The organism is Deinococcus puniceus, assembly GCF_001644565.1.
Lineage (GTDB): Bacteria > Deinococcota > Deinococci > Deinococcales > Deinococcaceae > Deinococcus > Deinococcus puniceus.
The window spans coordinates 2,858,881-2,877,500 of sequence record NZ_CP011387.1; the positions used below are offsets into that span (position 1 = coordinate 2,858,881).

Genomic DNA, 18,620 nt, shown 5'->3' on the forward strand with positions numbered 1-18,620 from the left:
TGTTGGGTTTGTCCCACGTTAAACTCCCCCACCCCCCAGCCCCCGCCCCCAAAGGGTGCAGGGGAGTGGTCGTTGCACTAGGCAGGATTCATCTTGTCGCGTTTCAAGTCGGCTTGTCCGTTCACCCAAAGCGGAATTGCCAGTCGTCTTGACATTGGAATTGGCCCACCCGCTGCGCGGATGACGGCCTCACACGCATTTGGGCGGGGACGATATGTGGTGGCAGTATCGGGGTTTTTGTTCCCTCCCTCTTGAGGGGGGAGGGCTGGGGACTCGCAGAGCTGCGCTAGCAGAGGGGGAAATGAGCACCAGCGATTGCCTTCATGCCCTTCTTAGACCCTTCGACCCTAGACCCTTAGACGCCTTGAACTCCGTCCTGCGGCAGCACCACCAACCGCCCATCGTGCCGGATGATCTGCGCGTGAATGCCGTAAGCCGTGTGCAGCAGCGCGGGCGTCAGCACCTCTTCGGGGGGGCCAGCCGCCAGCACGCGGCCCTCATGCAGCAGCACCAAAGCGTCGGCGCGGGCGGCCAGATTCAGGTCGTGCAGTACGGCTACCACGCCTAAGCCCCCGGCCACTTCGCAGCGCACGTAGCGGATCACGTCCAGCGCGTAGGCGAGGTCTAGGTGGTTGGTGGGTTCATCCAGCAGCAGAAACCGGGGCTGCGAGGCCAGCGCCCGTGCCAACGACACCCGCTGCCGTTCGCCGCCCGACAATTCGGACACGCGGCGGTGTTCGAACCGGAGGGTATCGGTGCGGGTCAGCGCGTCGGTCACGGCGGATTCGTCGGCGTCTGTCCACGGGCGGGCGGGGATCAGGCCCCAGCGCCACGCGCCCGCGCCCCGGCCCAGCGCCACCACGTCGCGCACCTGCGCCGTTTCGGGCAAGGCCTCGCCCTGCGCCAGATAGGCCAGCGTCCGCGCCCGCTCAGACCGGGGCCAGTCGGCCAGCTTGCGCCCCAGCAGCCGCACTTCGCCGCGTTCGGGGGGACTGAGGCCCAGCAGCGCCCGCAGCAGGGTACTTTTGCCCGCACCGTTGGGGCCGATGACGGCGGTGAACACACCTGCCGGGAAGGTAGCGCTCACGTCCTGCACGGCGGCAAAGGTTCCGGCCCGGACGTGGAGGGCGTAGGCTTCAAGGGTATGGGGTTGTATCGCTTGGATGTGGGGGATGTGGTTCACCTCGCTTGTGGGGCGATGTCTAAGGGTCGAAGGCACAGGCGGCGTAGATCAGCAGGGCCGCTGTCCGGGAATCATACGGAATCCGTCTCACCCTTCCCCTGCTGCGTCTAAAGCGGGCAGGCTCGCAGCGCTGCGGAGCAGGGGGGCAGTTCAGCGACGCCCCCGCCCCAACACCTTAAGCCCTCAGCCCCTTGACCCTTAGACACCGCACCCTGATCCCCAGTCCGCCGTATACTGCCCCCGATAGGCGTGGGGGAAGTCCGGTGAATGCTGAGGAATCAGTACAGTCCGGCACTGTCGCGCAACGGTAACGCCCCGGTTTCTTAGTCGGCGGCGAAGTCCGAACACCCTGCCTGTCCATGCCCCGCGCCCCGTCAGAAGACATCCAGTGTCCAGACAGAGCGTGCGGGCATGCGGCCACACCTCTCGCGGAAGGAGGGACGCCTAGGGCAAGGCTCCCCTGTGTGGGCAGCGGCCCCGGACGTGTTCACTTTTCGCCCCCACTGCGGGGCGTCTTTTTATTCTGCGGAGGACTGCCCACAAGGGAGATCCACCATGAAGACTGTACTGATCAAGACCACCCTGACCGCTGCTTTGGCCCTCTCCGCCTCGGCTGCGGCCACCACCTACCCCCTCACCATCACCGACGATCTGGGCCGCAAAGTGACCCTGAAGGCCGAGCCGAAACGGATTATCAGCGTGCTGCCCAGTTCCAGCGAAACGCTGTGTGCCATCGGCGCGTGCGACAAGTTGGTGGGCGTAGACGACTACAGCGATTACCCGCAGCAAGTGACCAAATTGCCCAAGGTGGGCGGCCTGTACAACCCCAACATAGAAGCCATCGTGGCCCTCAAGCCCGATCTGGTGCTGATCAGTCAGTACGGCAAGTTGGCCGAGCCACTGGCGCAGGCGGGGATTACGGTCATGGCCGTCAACCCCGAAACCTACGACGAAGTGTTCAGCAAAACGCTGGTGCTGGGCCGCTTGGTGAACCGGGAAGCGCAGGCCAAAGCGCTGGTGCTGAAGATGCGCCAAGACATCGCCCGGATCGAGATTCTGACCAAGAACGTGGTGAAGAAGCCCACCGCTTACTACGAGATAGACCCCACGCCGTATTCCATCGGCCCGAATTCGTTTATGGGCGTGCTGCTGACCAAAGCGGGCGCACGCAACATCATTCCGGCCAGCATGGGCGACTTTCCCAAAGTGGATCCCGAATTTATCGTGAAGGCCAACCCCCAACTGATCTTGGGTGTAGATGCCAAAACGGTGGCCGCCCGCCCCGGCTGGAATACCACAGCAGCAGTCAAAACAAGCCGCGTGCTGGACTTGCCCGCCGGACTGGGCACCATCTTGTCTCGCCCCGGCCCCCGCTTGCCGGAAGCGTTGCGCGGGCTGGCGAAGCTGGTGCATCCGGGCTTGTTCAAGTAGGTGAAACGACGTGAGGGGGGGGGCTTGCGTGGTGAGTGCGAACAGGGGGGGCGTTGCCGTTGACCACGATCCACGATCCACACTCCACCACACTCCCGCCCCGCCGCTTGCTGCCCCGCACGTTGGCGCTGCTGGCCGTGCTGCTGGCCTCTATCGTGCTGGCGGTGGGCCTCGGCAGCGTCTTTATTCCGCCTGCCGAGGTGCTGGGGGCGCTGTGGCGCGGGGTGCTGAGCCTCGGCAGCGGGGCCGAACTCAGCGGCAACGACATCATCGTGTGGCAGATTCGGCTGCCCCGCGTGGTCATGGGTCTTGTGGTTGGGGCTTGCCTGTCGGTGTGCGGGGCGGCGTTTCAGGGCGTGTTCCGCAATCCGCTGGCCGATCCTTATTTGCTGGGCGTGGCGAGTGGCGGGGCGCTGGGGGCCACCGTGGGCATCGTGGCAGGCTGGCCCCGCTCCAGCATTCCGCTGTCGGCGCTGGCTTTTGCGTTGGCGGCGGTGGGCACTACATTGGCCCTCTCGCGGGAGGGGCGGCGCTTTCCGCCCACGCGCCTCATTCTGGCGGGTGTGGTGGTGGGCAGCGTCCTCAGCGCGTTTACCACCTTTCTGATCCTGCGCGGAGAAGACCGGGCGCGGCAAGTACTGGCCTACACGCTGGGCGACCTCGGCTTCAGCGGCTGGCGCGACGTGCTGACCATCTTGCCCTACGCGGTCATCGGCTGCGGCGTGCTGATGGCGCTGGCCCGTGCGCTAGACACGTTGCAACTGGGCGACCTGACCGCCCGCAGCCTCGGCGTGCCTGTGGAGCGCCTGCGTCTGCTGGTGGTCATCGCGGCCAGCGCGGCGACGGCAGCGGCGGTGGCCTATGTGGGCATCATCGGCTTCGTGGGTTTGGTGGTGCCTCATCTGGTGCGGCTGGTGTGGGGTGCGGGCCACCGTGTGCTGTTGCCCGTCAGCGCACTGGCGGGCGCGGCGTTGCTGGTGCTGGCCGATCTGCTGTCGCGCACGACCATTCTCAGTCAGGTGGGGGTGGTCACGACGTTGCTGGGCGGGCCGTTTTTTCTGTGGCTGCTGGCGCGTGGGCGGAGTGACTGAGAGGAGAAGGGCTTCTAAGGGACGAGGGTCTAAGAGTCTGAGCAGGGCAATCGCTGGCGCTCACTTTACTCTTCCTCAGATCCCCAGCACCTCAGACCCTCAACCTTTAAACCCTGAGTCCCCTAAACGCGCCCCGTTACTACCCCGCGCCACCATCTCCATGAGAGCCGGGTGCTAGGCTCCGGGGCGGTTATGGATACTTTTGACGTGATGGTCATCGGCGGCGGCCCAGCAGGATATGTGGCCGCGATTCGCGCCGCGCAATTGGGCTTTCGTACCGCCTGCGTGGATGAATTTACACGCGACGGCAAGGGCAGTTTGGGCGGCACCTGCCTGAACGTGGGCTGCATTCCCAGCAAAGCCATGCTGGATTCCTCCGAACGATTCGAGATGATTCAGCACGACGCCGCCGATCACGGGATCGAAGTGGACGGCGCACGGGTGAACCTTTCCAAGATGCTGGGCCGCAAGGCAGGCGTCGTAGACAAACTGACGGGCGGCGTGGCCTACCTGTTCAAGAAGAACAAAATCACCTCCTTTCACGGGCTGGGCCAACTGGTGCGGCAAGAGGGCGACGGCTGGATCGTGAACGCCGCCGGAACCGAAGTGCAGGCCAAACACGTGATCGTAGCGACGGGCAGCAGCCCCCGCGCCTTACCGCTGGCCCCGTTTGGCGGCCATATCGTGGAAAACAGCGGGGCACTGGAATTTGCGGAAGTTCCGGCCAAGCTCGGCGTGATCGGCGCGGGCGTGATCGGCGTGGAACTGGGCAGCGTGTGGCGTCGTTTGGGGGCGCAAGTCACCATTCTGGAAGCCCTGCCCGGATTCCTGATGGCCGCCGACGACGCCGTGAGCAAAGAGGCGCTGAAGCAGTTTCAGAAGCAGGGGCTGGACTTCCATTTCAGCGTGAATATCACGGACGTGCAGCAAGACAGCGCGGGCGTGACCGTGACCTACACCGAAAAAGACCAGACCGTAACCGCGCAGTTCGACAAACTGATCGTCAGCATTGGCCGCGTGCCGCACACTGCCGGACTCGGAGCCGACGCGGTGGGCCTCGCGCTGGATGAACGCGGTTTCGTGAAGGTAGACAGCCACTACCGCACCAACTTGGCGGGCGTGTACGCCATCGGGGACGTGATCGGCGGCGCGATGCTGGCGCACAAGGCCGAAGAAGAGGGCGTGGCCTTGGCCGAAATGCTGGCCGGACAGGCCGGACACGTGAATTACGACGTGATTCCGTGGGTGATCTATACCAGCCCCGAAATCGCGTGGGCAGGCCTGACCGAAAAGCAGGCCAAAGAGAAGGGCCACACGGTCAAGACCGGCCAGTTCCCCTTCAGTGCCAACGGACGCGCCCTCGGACACGGCGACCCTCGCGGCTTCGTGAAAGTGGTGGCCGACGCCGAGACAGACCGCCTGCTCGGGGTGCATATGGTTGGCCCCAACGTCAGCGAACTGATCGGAGAAACGGTCGCCATCATGGAATTCGGCGGCAGCAGTGAAGATTTGGCCCGCACGGTGCATGCCCACCCGACCCTCTCGGAAGTGGTGAAGGAAGCCGCTCTGGCCGTCAGCAAACGCGCCCTGCACATGTAAACCGGGGCGCGGGCCATTCGGGAAACAGGGTCTTTGTGGCCCCTAAGTCCGAAGCGCCCGCGCCCAGATTGTGTCTTTGGCTCTGCTTGCCTGCGGGTGGGGTTGACGTTCTCACCTTTATAACGCTATAGTTCCGCCTGTCCGAAAGGACGCCTTGAGAGGCAGTCAGCGAAGCTTTAAGCATGGATCAAACTGGTCTGTGCCTGCGCCGAGCAAACTGAAGTGGTGTGGCCCCATCGTCTAACGGTTAGGACACTACCCTTTCAAGGTAGCGATACGGGTTCGAATCCCGTTGGGGTCACCAACCTAAGCCTCCGCCTCGGCGGGGGTTTTTGCTTTTTAGGGCGTTTGGGTATGTGGCTCTTCTGCCTAACTTTGAAATACGTTGACCCTCCGCGCCGCGCCGTGTGCCCTGTGACATCATTCCGGGGTGAAAGCCATTATTCCCGCCGCCGGACTGGGCACGCGCCTTCGTCCGCTGACCTTTACGCGCCCCAAACCCGTGCTGCCTGTGGCGGGTGCGCCGATCATCGTTCACGCGCTGCACACGCTTCAGGCGGCGGGCATTACGGAAGTCAGCATCATCGTTTCGGATGCGACCCGCGCCGAGATTGGGCATGCACTGGTGGATTTGACCGAGATGCAGATCACCATGATTGACCAGCGTGAACAGTTGGGGCTGGGCCACGCGGTGCTGACGGCACGGGAGTGGGTAGGTGACAGCGATTTTTGCGTGTATTTGGGCGACAACCTGTTCGAGCACGGCGCGAAACCATTTACCGAGGCCTTTGCCCAGAGCCGTCCTGCGGCCCTCATTGCGCTGGTGCAGGTGGCCGACCCCACCGCGTTTGGCGTGGCCGAACTGGACGGCGACAACCAGATCAAGCGTCTGGTGGAAAAACCCAAAGTGCCGCCCAGCAACCTCGCGGTGGCGGGCCTGTACTGCTTCACCCCCGAAATCTTTGAGGTTCTGGACGGCATGCCGCCTTCTGCACGCGGCGAATACGAAATCACGGACGCCATTCAGGGCCTGATCGAGCGTGGACGGCGCGTGGTAGGCCAGCGCGTGGAAGGCTGGTGGAAAGACACGGGCCGCCCCGCCGACCTGTTGGACGCCAACCGCCTGCTGCTGGAGCGCATCGAATCCGACGTACAGGGCGAGGTCACCGAATCCCGCTTGACAGGCCGCGTGATTGTTCCGGCTTCCTCAAAAGTGGTACGGAGCAAAATCGTGGGGCCAGTCCTCTTGGGCGAAAACGTATTGATCGAAGACGCCTATATCGGGCCGTTTACCAGCATCGGCAGCGGCACAGTGGTCAGGATGGCGGAAGTGGAACACAGCGTCATAGACGCGCAGGCCCGCATCGAGCATCTGAATACGCGCCTGCAAGACTGCCTGATCGGGGTAAAGGCCGAGGTACGCGGCGGGCGCACATTGCCGCGCACGCACAAGCTGACCATTTCGGACGCGAGCTTGGTGGAGTTGGCGTAAGGGGGTTGGATTGAGATGATTGGGCTTGTCCCACGTTGGACTCCCCGACCCCCCAGCCCCCGCCCCCAAAGGGGTCAGGGGAGTTGTCGCTCCGCTGAGGAGGAGTGATCTTGTCGCCTCCACACTCGGCTGAATCGTTCACCTGAAGCGGAACTGCCAGTCGTTTTTAAGCTGGAATTGGCCCGCCCACTGCGTGGACGACGGCCTCACACGGAATTGGCCGGGAACGATTTGAGGTAGCGGTGTTGGGGGTTTAGCTCCTCACCCTTGAGGGGGGAGGTTGGGAGGGGGTGAGTGAGCGCCAGCGAATGCCCTTCCTTAGACTCTTGACTCTTAGATCAAGCCCCCAGAAACGCCCTTTTACACCACAATCAGCCACACCCCAACAAACCCGCTAGCCTACTGCCGAATGACCGAATTTCATCAGTTGCCTATAGACCTGCCTGTGCCTGTAGATGATGGGGCCTGTGACCATCTCACGGGCCTCACGTTTCCAGCGGTGTCTCTGCATGCCACCGCTGGCCGCGACGTAGATCTCTCGGCGCTGGCTGGACGCACCGTGCTGTACATCTATCCGCGCACTGGCACGCCGGGAGTGCCCTCGCCCCAAGATTGGGACAGCATTCCGGGGGCGAGGGGCTGCACGCCGCAATCCTGCGCCTTCCGCGATCATCACGCCGAGCTGCAAGCCCTTGGCGCACGGGTGTTCGGCCTCAGCACCCAAACCACGCCGCAGCAAGCCGAGGCCGCCGCCCGCCTGCACCTGCCTTTTCCCCTGCTCTCCGATATGGCGGGCGAACTGGGGCGGGCGCTGAGGCTGCCTACTTTTGAGGTGGAAGGGCAACACCTGTTGCGGCGCGTGACATTGATCGTCAAAGACGGGCTGATCGAGAAGGTCTTTTACCCAGTCTTTCCGCCCGACCAGAATGCTGCCAACATGATGGGCTGGCTCCGGCAGCAGCCAGCCTAAGCTGCCCTAAGTCTTCTGGCCTGCCGTATCGTGTGCAGCTTCCGGTCAGGCGGGGCGGCGCGGCTTATCATACGGGGATGAGTGACACGCCCCGGATTCACCTTGGTTCCCTCTTGCGCACGGCGGGCGACGCCCACGCAGAAGGCGAACTTGACCACCTGACCTACTTGCAGGGCGACCAGTCGCAGACCCTCCAGTTTGCCGAGCCTGCGCCCTTCGAGATAGAAATCAACAGCCTTGAGGGCGATGAACTGTACCTTCAGGGCACCTTTGAGCCGACCCTGATCATGGAATGCGCCCGCTGCCTGCGTGAAGTGCATGTGCCGCTGGAAATAGAGTTGGGAACGCTGATGCGCTACGACCCCGCCGTGCAGGAACCCTTTTTGGAAGAGGCCGACACGGGCGAGGAAGTCTTGGTGTTTGGCGACCCCGACCTGAACCTGAGTGCGTACTTGGCCGAAACGACGCTGCTGGCCGCGCCCCTGAGTGTGGTGCACGACGAGGCCTGCAAAGGCCTGTGCCAAGTCTGCGGCCACGACCTGAACGAAGGCCCCTGCGAGCACATGGCGCAGGTTCCAGTGGAAGAAATTGACGACCAGTTGGGCATTCCCGAAGGCACCACGCATGCCAGCCAGAACCCGTTCGCGGCCCTGCGCGACCTGAAGTTGTCCGACGATTGATGGCCGATTCCAGCTCCCATGAACTGACACCCCCTGAACTCACACACTTCCGAGACGGCCTGCCGCGCATGGTGGACGTGTCGGACAAGGTGGCCACCACCCGCACGGCCACCGCCGAGGGCTGGGTGCGTCTGCCCGCCGAGGCCCGCGCCGCGCTAGAGGCGGGAACCAATCCCAAAGGCGATCCCCTGACGGTGGCGCGGTTGGCAGGCCTCAGCGGCAGCAAGCGCACCGCCGACCTGATTACGCTGTGTCATCCCATTCCGGTCACGGGGGCCGATGTGCGGGTCACTCTGGAAGAGGGTGGCGTGCGAATCGTGGCAACGGTGAAAACCACTGCGCCCACCGGAGTAGAGATGGAAGCCCTGACCGCCGTGACGGTGGCCGCCCTGAATGTCTACGACATGCTGAAGGCGGCCAGCAAAGCCATCGAAATTACGGGCGTGCGACTTCTGACCAAAACGGGCGGCAAGAGCGGCGACTATAGGGCGGCAGACCTCGGCGGCTGATTGTCCGGTTAGAGGGGACAGCTTGCCGAACCGACTTGGGAACCTTCACCGGTCTTTTAACGTAGAGGGAACGTATGGGCGCGGAGCATCTTAACCCACTCTTGGCGGCCAGCTTTCCAGCGTGGCTGGACTTGCTGCACCTTGAAGCAGAGGGCGAACTGGCCCCGCAAGACCGCGCACAACTGGACGCCCTCGCCAACAATCCTGACGTGCAGGCGGCGCGGGCGGCACTGGCCCACATCACGGGCCTGCTGTCTACGCTTGACCCGCCGGACATTCCCGGCAGCGTGGCCCCAGCAGTCGCGCAGGACATCGGCTGGAGCCTGCGCTTACAGCCTTCTGCCCTCCCCCATTCGGTGGCCGCACAAGTCGCCAGCGACATCGCCTCCTCGCGCCAACTGGCTCCCCCTCCCCTGCCCCAATCGGTGGCAGCGGCGGTGGCGTCTGCCGTGCGCGTCAGTGCGGTGCTTGACACTCCGCCATCCTTGCCCCGCAGCATCGCTGCCGACGTGATGCAGGACATTCAGGCTTCGCGCTGGCTCACTCCGGCCACGTTGCCCCGTAGCCTCGCCGCCGACATTGCTTCGGATGTGGCAGCGTCGGCACGCCTGGGCCAGAGCTTGCCGCCCGCCGCGCCGTCCGTGGCTGCACCAGTGACGGCCCGGATTGCTGCACCGCCTCTTCAAGCTGCACCTGCTCCAGCACCAGCCATTCAACCTGCCCCTTCCGCCGCCGCGTTCATCTCGCAACCGCAGGCCAGCAATCCCGCGCCCTTACTGCTCGTGTCGGCCTTGCTGGTGGGCCTCCTTCTACTGGCGATCACCTCGGCTTGGCCCAATTTGGCGGCGGGGGCGCTGGTGCTGCAAACCTTGTTGGCGCAGGTGTCACCACTGGCGGGCGTGGGGCTGGCGCTGCTGTTGGTCACCAGTGCGCTGGTGACGTGGCGGCCCCGGCCCACCGTGCAGCGGTTCGGGGCGGCGGCGTTTGCCCTGTCTGCCGTGCTGACTGTGCCTGCCATGTTCGGTATGGCGGGGCGCAGCGGCGTCACCTTTGGTCAGAATGTGACCGTGAATGGGCCAGTTGCCGGGAACGTGATCGCGGTGGGCGGCCAGATTACCCTGACCGCCAACGCGGTGGTGCGCGGTGAAGTCGTAACCCTGTTGGGCGACGTGCAGCGCGATCCCGGCGCACAGGTCACGGGCCGCGTGAACGCCCTGCTGGGCCGCGCCCCCGGAGACCGCAGCGCCCTGCAAACGCCGCCCCCAGTGGGCCTCGGCATGGCCACTGCCGCCGCCTTCCGCCCGGTGCTGGGCTGGCTGGGCGCTGCCGCGTGGCCGCAAGTGTTCCTCACGCTCACTGGCAGCGTGCTGCTGCTGCTGTTCGTGGGCGGCATGGCTCCGGCATTGGCGCGGCGGCAGCGTCACGCCCCGGTTCGCACGCTGGCCCTAGGTGTATTGGCCTTGGCGGCCCTCATTGGCCCCGCGTTCGGCCTAGCGCTGGCCGGAATGCTTGGCCCCGCCCTGATCGCCACCGCCCTCGCGGCCCTGCTGATTGCCACCGGCCTCAGCGTCAGCGTGTACGACTTGGGCCGTGCGGTGGCCTACCGGGTGCGCCTGCCTGTTCCCGACGCGGTTGGGGCACTCGTTGGCCTCAGCAGCTTTGCCGCCTGCCTCAGCGCCCCCACGTTGGCTTTCGTGTTAGCGCTGATTGGCGGGACGTGGGGCGCGGGAACCCTCCTGCTGACACGGGGGCAGGGAGTCGCCAAGCCGGAAGGTGGGTGGGTAGAGGCGGCGTAAGTCTCAGCTTTGAGTGGGAGGCAGTCTAAGGGTCAAGGGTCTGAGGGTCTAAGCAAGGGCGTAAGGGCAATCGCGTTGTTCATTCACCCCCTCCCCAACCCACTGCTGCGCAGCTCTGCGAGTCCCCCCTCAAGGGAGAGGGAGTAACACCAAGCTCTTGTCTGTTGCCCTCGCCCATTGTGGGAGAGGGGCGCTGTGAAACAGCGGGGTGAGGGGTAGTGAGCGCAGCGATTGCCCTCCCTCAGACCCTTGACCCTTAGACCAAGCCCCCATATGCCAGATACCAGACCCCAACACGAGAAGGGCCAGAAGCGTTGAGCGTCTGGCCCTTCTTCATTTTTCGGAATCCCAACACCAATCCGGCTGGATCAGTTCAGGATGCGTTTCAGGTGCAGGTAGATTTCGTACCAGTCCTGCTTATCGCGGGGGCGCTTGCCACGCAGTTCGATGCGCGAGAGGGTGCGAACCCAATCGGGCGTGATTTGCGGCCCCAGCGTGGGGTCGGCCACCAAGTCAGACAGACCTTTGGGCAAGGCTCCTTCGGTGGACGCGCCGTAAAATTCGACGCCTTCCAGCAGGTCGTGAACCGTGATGGCGTAGGCTCCGGCCAGCGTTTGCAGGGTTTCTAGGCTGGGGTTGGTGCGCCCGCGCTCCAGATCGCTGAGGTACGGAACGCTGATTCCGGCGGTCTCGGCAATGTCCTTGAGCCGCAGCCCGCGTTCACTGCGGAGTTCACGTAGTCGTTCGTGCAGTTTCATATGTCACCTCCTAGGCTGCGGCGTGCGTGCTGGTGGGCCTTTCGAGCCGTACAGCACGGGTTGCCTGGGGATGCGGTCGCTTGAAAAGGCGCGGCGAGAGCATTTGCCTGTGAGCAGAATCAGGCATCCTTGATCGGAGTGTAACACCGCTTCCCGCTACGGTCAATACAGAATGTGGCCTCATGCTTCTTGCCAGCTCGGAGCCGCTCTGCTATTATCGTAATTAAGAACAGGATTCGCCGCTCCCCATTTCTGCCCCATCTGCATCACCCGATTGCCTCGCAGCGTCCATACCGCTGGAAGGAGTACCTCTATGCGTGCCCTTGATACCATTGCTGAAAGCATTCGCGTCGGTTTTGTGCATCCCACCACCGTTAAAAACACCCTGATCGAGGCTGAGAACGAGGGTGGCCTGAGCGCCGTGCGCCGCATCGAGCGCCAACTGAGCCTCGGCACCAACGCCCTGCGCGAGCGTCAGCACCCGCATACCGCGCTGGCCCAAACGTGGCTGAGTGCCAGCCGCGCTTACCTGATCACACAAGTCGAACGCAAGCACGCCGTTTGACTCAAACGGAAATAAGCGGAAGGCCAGAGCGTGGGACAGTCCCGGCTCTGGCCTTTCGCTTGATCCCAAAGTTAGCTCAGCCCGTAAATCCCCTCGTATTTCTCGTGCAAGTAGGCCACATACGGGTCGGCGGTCAGTGGGCGGCCCGTCGCAGCCACCGTAATTTGCTCGGGCGAGAGGCTGCGGCCATGCTGATGCACGTTCTCGGCCAGCCACGCCAGCAGCGGCCCATACTCGGCCTGATCTATGCCCGCTGCGATCTCGGGCGTCTGGCGGGCGGCTTCCAGCAGTTGCACGCTCAGCAGGTTGCCCAGCGTGTAGGTGGGGAAATACCCGATCAGTCCAGCAGACCAGTGCACGTCTTGCAGCACACCCTCAGCGTCGTTGGGCGGTGTCAGGCCCAGATACTCGCCCATTTTGGCGTTCCACGCTTCCGGCAAGTCGGCCACGTTCAGGCTGCCTTCCAGCAAGGCCAATTCCAGCTCGAAGCGCAACATCACATGAAAGTTGTAGGTCACTTCGTCGGCTTCCACACGGATCAGGCTGGGATTCACGCGGTTGACGGCCCGGTACAGCGTTTCGGGGTCTAGGCCCGCCGTGACTTCGGGAGCCGCCTCGGCCAACGCCGCAAAATGGCGGTTCCAGAACGGACGCGAGCGGGCCAGCAGATTTTCGAACATGCGCGACTGGCTCTCGTGGACGCCCAAACTGGTGCCACTAGACACCGGAGTGCGCTCCCAGCGCTGGCCTACGCCGCGCTCGTACATGGCGTGCCCGGTTTCGTGCCACGTGCCGAACAGGCAGGCGGGCCAGTAGGGTTCCACGCGGGTCGTGATTCTGATGTCGCTGCGACTGAAGTTGGTCTGGAACGGGTGGGCGCTCTCATCTTGCCGCGCAAAGTCGGACTTCAGGCCGAAGGCCTCGCCCGCCATGCGCCATGCGAACGCCTTCTGGGCTTCGGGGGCAAAAGGGCGCGTCAGCACGCTGTAATCGGCGGCGTCGGGCGCGGCCACGATGCGGCGCAGCAGCGGCAACGTGCGGTCACGCAGGTCGGCAAACACGGTCTTGACGTGTGCGGCCCGCATGCCCGGCTCGTAGTTGTCCATCAGGGCGTCGTAGGGGTGGGCCTCGTAGCCCAGAAAGTCGGCCTGCCGCCGCGCCAGATCGATCATGGTGGTCAAGTGCGGAGCGAAGGTGGAAAACTCGCTGTTCTTGCGGGCGTCCACCCACGCATGGTGCGCCTCGTTGCGGGCGCGGGACATTTCCTCCACAAACTCGGTGGGCAGTTTGGTGGCCTTGCCGTGATCCCGGCGCGTGATCTGCACGATGGCCGCGTCGGTGGGGTCAGCGGGTTCGCCTGCCGCAGCCAGCAGTTCGGCAGTGCGGGCGTCGGTAAAAATCTCGTGCGCCAGCCCTTCCAGCGTCGCCATCTGCTGCCCGCGCACCCGCGCCGCCTCGTCCGGCATCTGCGTTTCCTGATCCCAAGACATCAGGCCCGCCGCCGCGCCGAGGTCACTGATTTGCCCAAGGCGGCGTTTCAGTTCGGGCAAGGCCAGTTCCGGTGAGTCGGTAGGGGGAGTGGTCACATCAGCCGTGTGGGATGAGGTTGTCATGGCTTCTCAGGGTAGCGTGTCCGGGCGGCAGTTAGGCCAAATGGCGGACAGTTCGGCTTCTGCTACGGATCCCGGTCATTCCGTTATCTTCCGGGACAGCACCGAAAGCTAACTCCATTCTGGAATCCGTACTTTTCCTTCTCCTTCCAGTCGGATTTCGCAGTTATTTCATAACTGTTCAATCGGAATCCGTATGCTGTGGCGCGTGCTCATTGCCACCGCTCCCGCTCCTCGCCTGCCCCGCCCAGCAGCAAGGGCCGCACTTCTCCGATCAGATAGAGGCTGCCGCACACCACCGCCAATGGTTGTTGCAGGCTTTCCAGTAAAGCTAAAGCTTCGGCGGGAGAGTCGGTGAGGTGAACGGGCAAGCCCTCAAACAGCGGGGCGAGAGCAGCGGGGTGGGTGGCGCGGGGACTCAGCACCGCCCGCGTCAGGATGACCCGCGAGGCCAGTGGACGCAGAACTTCTGCCACCCCTCCCAGATCCTTATCGGCAGCGGCCCCGAAGATAAACGGCACGCGCTGTAAGCCCAGTTGGGGCAACAAGTCGCTCAGAGCGGCAGCCAACGCCTCCGCCCCCGCCGGATTGTGTGCGCCGTCCAGCAGCACGCGCCCGCCCGCAACAGTCGGGATGACCTCCATGCGCCCCGGCCACTCCACTGCTTCCGTCCCCTGCCGAATGACCGACTCAGTTACACCCAAACGGAGGGCGGCCAAGGCAGCCAGAGCCGCGTTTCTGGCCCCATGTGCGCCCAGCAGCGGCGTACGGAAGCGCAGGCTCTGGCCTTGTGGCAACGGCAAAGTCACTGCCCAACCCTCCCAGCCTACAGACTGCGTTTGCACGTCACCCAGCGCCCACAAATCTGCACCTTCTTCTTCCAAAATGGGCCGCAACCCGGCAGCCACATCACTCACAGCGGGCCGCCCAGCACGCAGAATCCCAGCTTTCTCGGCGGCAATGGCGGCCAGTGTATCGCCCAGAATCTCGGTATGATCCAGCGCCACATTGGTGATGACGCTCAGGGCCGGGTCAAGTGCGTTGGTGGCGTCCAGCCGCCCGCCGAGGCCCACTTCCATCACGGCCAGCGTAACGCCTGCTTCGGCAAACAGCAGGCAACCCAAGGTGGTCACGATCTCAAAGAAAGACGCTTCTACAGCCTCGGCGTGGGGCCGCACCCGTGCCAGAGCTTCGGCCACTGTCTGGTTGGGCAAGTCCTCACCCGCCACCCGGAAGCGCTCGGCAAAGTGGGTCAGGTGCGGGCTGGTAAAGAGGCCCACGCGCTCGCCGGACGTTTCTAAGATGGCGGCCAACGTCGCAGCGGTGCTGCCCTTGCCGTTGGTACCACCCACCAACACCACGCGGTAAGCCTGCTGTGGATCGCCTAGCAGCGCCAAAAGTGCCCGCACCCGCCCCAAGCCGGGATGAATGCCGAACCGCTGGCGGGCAAACAGCCAATCTAGTCCGGTTATGGCTGGCTCAGACAGACGGAGTTCCGGGGGCAAAATAGGCTTCCAGCGCGGGCACAACCTGCTTTTTACGGCTGATGCGTGCGCCGAGGTCGGCCACCTGCCCCACAGTTTCCACACCGAAGGCCTCACGCATCAGCTTCTCTTCGGTGGCACTCAGCACCAGCGTGCGGTTGGATTCGTTCAAAATGTCCACCACGCTCAGCAGCACGCCGTTCAGCCCGTCCTCTGCCTTGACCTGATCCATTGCCGCCAACAATTCCGCCTGTCGCCCAAATACATAGGCCGGATTAGTCGTTTCGATGACGCCTAATCCCCACCGCTGCATGGTCTGGGGCTGGGCCGCATCGCCAAAGGGGAAGACTTTATAATCCATCCTCAGCAGCGTTTCGGCAGGCGTGTCACCTAGATCGCTCTTGGCAGCAAACATAGCGAGTGCGTAAGCTTCCACATCGGCCACACCTGCAATCGGGGCAAGAAAAGCCACTGCTTCCCGGTCTGCCTGCGTGGTCGTCGGACTGCGGAAGTGCAGCGTGTCGCTCAGAATTGCGCTCAGCATCAGCTTGGCATCGGTCACTTCTACGGGCAAGTGGGCCTCCAAATGCAGCTTCAGCAGCAGCGTTCCCGTGCAGCCCACCGGCTCGAAGCGCAGGTAAGCGGGCTGCGAGGTGGTCAGGTCGCCCAGTTTGTGGTGATCCACCACCCGTGTCACGTCCAGCTCGCTGAGGTTAGACACCGATTGGGCGCTCTCATTGTGATCCACGAGAGCCACCGCCGAGCCGGGGGCAAGCTGGGGCAGCAGCGGGGGCGCGTCTATCCCCAATTCACGTAACACGAATGCCGTTTCAAAATTCAGATCGCCCAAGCGGTAAGCCTGTGCCTCCACACCTTGCCGGGTCAGCAGGCGTGCATAGACCAAAGCGGCAGAGATGGCGTCGGTATCGGGATTCAGGTGACCAAACACAGCAAGCATAGGCAGCAGTTTAGCGGTTCTGGAGGCCAAAGCACCAATCCACCCACCCGAAAGGCAAGCAGAAAGGCCACCCCGGAGGATGGCCTTTGCTGACGCTGAACCTAATGGCTCAGAGGGAAGAAGTTTAGAACTTGAAGGAGTAGTTGACCTTGAAGCCCTGGCCGACCGAGGTCTGGCCCTGGCTGGCGCCGGGCGTCAGGGTGGTGTAACGGAAGATGCCGTAGTTGGCAGTCAGGCCGCTGTAGCCCACCTGAGCGTATACGCCGTCCATCTTGGCGCTTTCGGTACCGACGGCCCCGTAGACGCGGTTATCCTTACGGTCAAACGCAACGTTGGCCGAGCCGATGTTCGCGCCGAGGCCTGCAGGCGTGGCACCTACTACGCCGAAGCCTTGGTAGTAGGAGTAGCCGATGCTGGCCGTCGTGCTGGCCGACAGGAACTGGTTGAGCGTCAGGCCCACTTGACCGAGCAACTCGGTGGTGGTGCCGCTGCCGACTGTCACACCGCTGCCAGGGTTGGTGATGCGGTTAGCAAAGTTGCCGTACAGGCTAGGCTGGAGAGGCACACCCGTGAACACGGGGGTCTTGACCTGAATGCCGTACTTCAGGGTGTTGGTGTCGCTGGCCGTGCCCGGAGCGGTCACGATGTTGTAGCGGAGCAAGGGGGTCACGGTTGCACCGAACAGCGTGGCAGCGTACTTGGCGGAAACCGAGAAGTCATTCTTGCCGCTGTTGTAGTAATAGGCGTCGGCAACGGTGATGTCCAGGCCTTTGACCAGAGCATTGGTAGCAGCGCCGTTGTGGTCGACCTGTGCGCCGACGGTGCTGGTCATGCTGAAGGGCACGCCTGCGATGTCCATACCGGCGCGGCCAATCTTGAGGGCGCTGTCATCGACAACAACGTTGGCAAGGGTTGCGCGGTTGGCAAACCCGACTGCTTCAAATGCACCGAACTTGACGCCAGCTTTCGCACCGAAGCCCAAGGTGCTCGCGCCACCTGCGTAAGGCTGCGAGGAATCGACGTAAGCGCCCAAAGCGATGTTGCCGAGGCTGGTTCCTGCGGCAGCGCCGAAGCCAACCTGGTCGGCGGCGTAGCGCAGCGTGTTGTTGATGGACATACCAGCATTAGCACCAGCAACAGAGAAGTCAGGGTCGATAGCGCGGTAGTTGGCAGCGAGGTTGACTCCGCCCAAGGCAGCAGTCACTTCGGTGTAGAACGCCTTGTCGCCGTTGTTAAAGGCGGTGATGGGGTTGGCTCCACCAGCAACGAAGCTGGAGGAAGTGTTAGGAATGCTGACCACGCCTTCACCACGCACACCGACGACGCCAACCTTGACGTTGTAATCGATGCCGAAGGCAGCGCGGGTACCCTGGCCGTAGGACACGCCCACGGTTCCCAGGCCTGCGGGGTTCACGGAAGCGCGGACGCCGTAGTAGTTGGGGGCCAGGACAGCGTTGGCGGTGTTACCCGTCACGACCGTCAGCTTGGGGGCGAGGGGCAAGTCGTTGGCAGCGATGTTGACGACAAGGCCACGTCCGGGGACGCCGTTCACGTCGCCGTCGTTGTTGGCATTGTTGCTGAACAGGTAGTCACTGAACTTGAACTTGTTGCTGACGGTGTCGTAGCGCACGTCGAACTTCTGTCCGCCGATGGTGCCGTCGAGGGTGGCGTCGTTCAGGGCAACCACAGGCACAACAGCTGCCGGGCTAGCGGTGTTCAAGACGTTCTCGGTGCGGAAGTTGACAGCAGCGTTATTGACGACTACTTTGCCGTCAGCCGTGACCAGCTGGCTGGCACGCACGCCGAAGGTAAAGCGGGCTGCGCTGGAGAGGTTGCTGTACACGCCTGCAGTGTCGGTGGTCGTCACGTCACCGTCGCCGAGGTTGCCGGAGGCAAAGGTGCCAGCCGTGAGGCGGCTCACGTCAAAGTTGGTGCTGCCGCTGGTGATGGCCAGTTGGCCGTAAGCGCCCGTAACGCCGCCCACGACGCTGAACTTAGGAGCGTTCTCCAGGGTGGTCACGCGGCCAGCAACGCCGGTCACGCGGTTGTCTACGGCGGTCACGCGGCCCGACAGGTTGTCGAAGTCAGTGCGCGTCACGAAGTCGGCCTGAGCAGCTTCGGCGGCGCTGACACGATCCTGAAGGTTCAGGATGTCCTGGTTCAGGAGGACGGTCAGGTCGTTCAGGGCGGCGATGGAGCTGGCGTTGTCGTCGATATCGGCACGCAGGGTGTCGTACTCGTCGGCGCGGGCGGTCAGCTCGTCGATCTGGGTCTGGATGCCGGTGATGGCAGCTGCGTCGCCTTCAGCAGTTGCCAGCTCTTCCACACGGGCTTCAAGGCGGGTGAAGTCGTCGCGGTTGACGGCGTTCTCTTCGAGGTCGCTGACGCGGACGCCGAGGGCGGTGAGGTCGGCGGCGAGTTCCTGAATGGCGTTCTGCAGCGCGGTCAGGTCTTCGTCACTGATGCCACCGGGGGCAGGAGTAACAGGCACTTC

General features: G+C 63.6%; 15 protein-coding genes and 1 tRNA gene (1 of these 16 running past the window's edge). 10 read left to right on the forward strand and 6 right to left on the reverse strand.

Annotated elements, in window-relative coordinates:
* Window positions 1-355 precede the first annotated feature (355 nt).
* The gene (locus tag SU48_RS13275; RefSeq protein ID WP_407919261.1) at window positions 356-1,183 is read right to left on the reverse strand and encodes an ABC transporter ATP-binding protein; all 828 of its coding nucleotides are present in this window, start codon (window positions 1,181-1,183) and stop codon (window positions 356-358) included.
* A gap of 555 nt (window positions 1,184-1,738) precedes the next feature.
* Here SU48_RS13275 and SU48_RS13280 point away from each other — a divergent pair.
* From SU48_RS13280 to SU48_RS13320, 9 genes are all read left to right on the forward strand, one after another.
* Window positions 1,739-2,614: an ABC transporter substrate-binding protein gene (locus SU48_RS13280; RefSeq protein WP_064015662.1), complete on the forward strand. Its 876-nt coding sequence runs from the start codon at window positions 1,739-1,741 to the stop codon at window positions 2,612-2,614.
* A gap of 68 nt (window positions 2,615-2,682) precedes the next feature.
* Entirely contained in the window at window positions 2,683-3,705 is a 1,023-nt protein-coding gene (locus tag SU48_RS13285; protein WP_064016058.1) for a FecCD family ABC transporter permease, read from the forward strand.
* A 192-nt stretch (window positions 3,706-3,897) separates the two neighbouring features.
* Window positions 3,898-5,304, forward strand: coding sequence for a dihydrolipoyl dehydrogenase (lpdA, locus tag SU48_RS13290; protein WP_064015663.1), 1,407 nt, complete (start codon window positions 3,898-3,900; stop codon window positions 5,302-5,304).
* Between the two features lie 229 nt (window positions 5,305-5,533).
* Window positions 5,534-5,608: transfer RNA gene (locus SU48_RS13295), tRNA-Glu, on the forward strand.
* A 126-nt stretch (window positions 5,609-5,734) separates the two neighbouring features.
* Window positions 5,735-6,796 carry a glucose-1-phosphate thymidylyltransferase gene (locus tag SU48_RS13300; protein ID WP_064015664.1) on the forward strand — a complete coding sequence of 354 codons (1,062 nt, stop codon included), beginning with the start codon at window positions 5,735-5,737 and terminating at the stop codon, window positions 6,794-6,796.
* Window positions 6,797-7,205: 409 nt separating this feature from the next.
* Window positions 7,206-7,766: a peroxiredoxin gene (locus tag SU48_RS13305; RefSeq protein WP_064015665.1), complete on the forward strand. Its 561-nt coding sequence runs from the start codon at window positions 7,206-7,208 to the stop codon at window positions 7,764-7,766.
* A 77-nt stretch (window positions 7,767-7,843) separates the two neighbouring features.
* On the forward strand, window positions 7,844-8,446 hold the full coding sequence (locus SU48_RS13310) for a YceD family protein (protein WP_064015666.1): 603 nt from the start codon (window positions 7,844-7,846) through the stop codon (window positions 8,444-8,446).
* Window positions 8,446-8,955 (forward strand): cyclic pyranopterin monophosphate synthase MoaC, encoded by a 510-nt coding sequence (moaC, locus tag SU48_RS13315; protein ID WP_064015667.1) that lies wholly within the window; start codon window positions 8,446-8,448, stop codon window positions 8,953-8,955. The genes SU48_RS13310 and moaC overlap by 1 nt, the downstream gene beginning before the upstream one ends.
* Before the next feature lie 74 nt (window positions 8,956-9,029).
* Window positions 9,030-10,751, forward strand: coding sequence for a bactofilin family protein (locus tag SU48_RS13320; RefSeq protein ID WP_064015668.1), 1,722 nt, complete (start codon window positions 9,030-9,032; stop codon window positions 10,749-10,751).
* Window positions 10,752-11,119: 368 nt separating this feature from the next.
* Here the strand turns inward: SU48_RS13320 and SU48_RS13325 are convergent, their stop codons facing one another.
* Window positions 11,120-11,509 carry a helix-turn-helix domain-containing protein gene (locus tag SU48_RS13325; protein ID WP_019010554.1) on the reverse strand — a complete coding sequence of 130 codons (390 nt, stop codon included), beginning with the start codon at window positions 11,507-11,509 and terminating at the stop codon, window positions 11,120-11,122.
* A gap of 313 nt (window positions 11,510-11,822) precedes the next feature.
* Between SU48_RS13325 and SU48_RS13330 the strand changes: the two genes are divergently transcribed.
* Window positions 11,823-12,074, forward strand: coding sequence for a hypothetical protein (locus SU48_RS13330; protein ID WP_064015669.1), 252 nt, complete (start codon window positions 11,823-11,825; stop codon window positions 12,072-12,074).
* A 71-nt stretch (window positions 12,075-12,145) separates the two neighbouring features.
* On the opposite strand, the gene SU48_RS13335 is transcribed toward SU48_RS13330, so the two are convergent.
* The 4 genes from SU48_RS13335 to SU48_RS13350 form a co-directional block, all read right to left on the reverse strand.
* Window positions 12,146-13,687: a carboxypeptidase M32 gene (locus SU48_RS13335; protein WP_064015670.1), complete on the reverse strand. Its 1,542-nt coding sequence runs from the start codon at window positions 13,685-13,687 to the stop codon at window positions 12,146-12,148.
* Between the two features lie 209 nt (window positions 13,688-13,896).
* A complete protein-coding gene (locus SU48_RS13340; protein ID WP_407919262.1) occupies window positions 13,897-15,189 on the reverse strand; it encodes a bifunctional folylpolyglutamate synthase/dihydrofolate synthase in 1,293 nt (430 codons plus the stop codon).
* On the reverse strand, window positions 15,164-16,126 hold the full coding sequence (locus SU48_RS13345; protein WP_064015671.1) for a manganese-dependent inorganic pyrophosphatase: 963 nt from the start codon (window positions 16,124-16,126) through the stop codon (window positions 15,164-15,166). Before SU48_RS13345 ends, SU48_RS13340 begins: the two co-directional genes overlap by 26 nt.
* A gap of 124 nt (window positions 16,127-16,250) precedes the next feature.
* Window positions 16,251-18,620, reverse strand: the 3' portion of a protein-coding gene (locus SU48_RS13350; protein WP_064016060.1) for an S-layer homology domain-containing protein. The gene runs 264 nt beyond the window's last position; 2,370 of the gene's 2,634 nt are visible here — the last part of the coding sequence; its start codon lies off the right edge, out of view; it ends in the stop codon at window positions 16,251-16,253.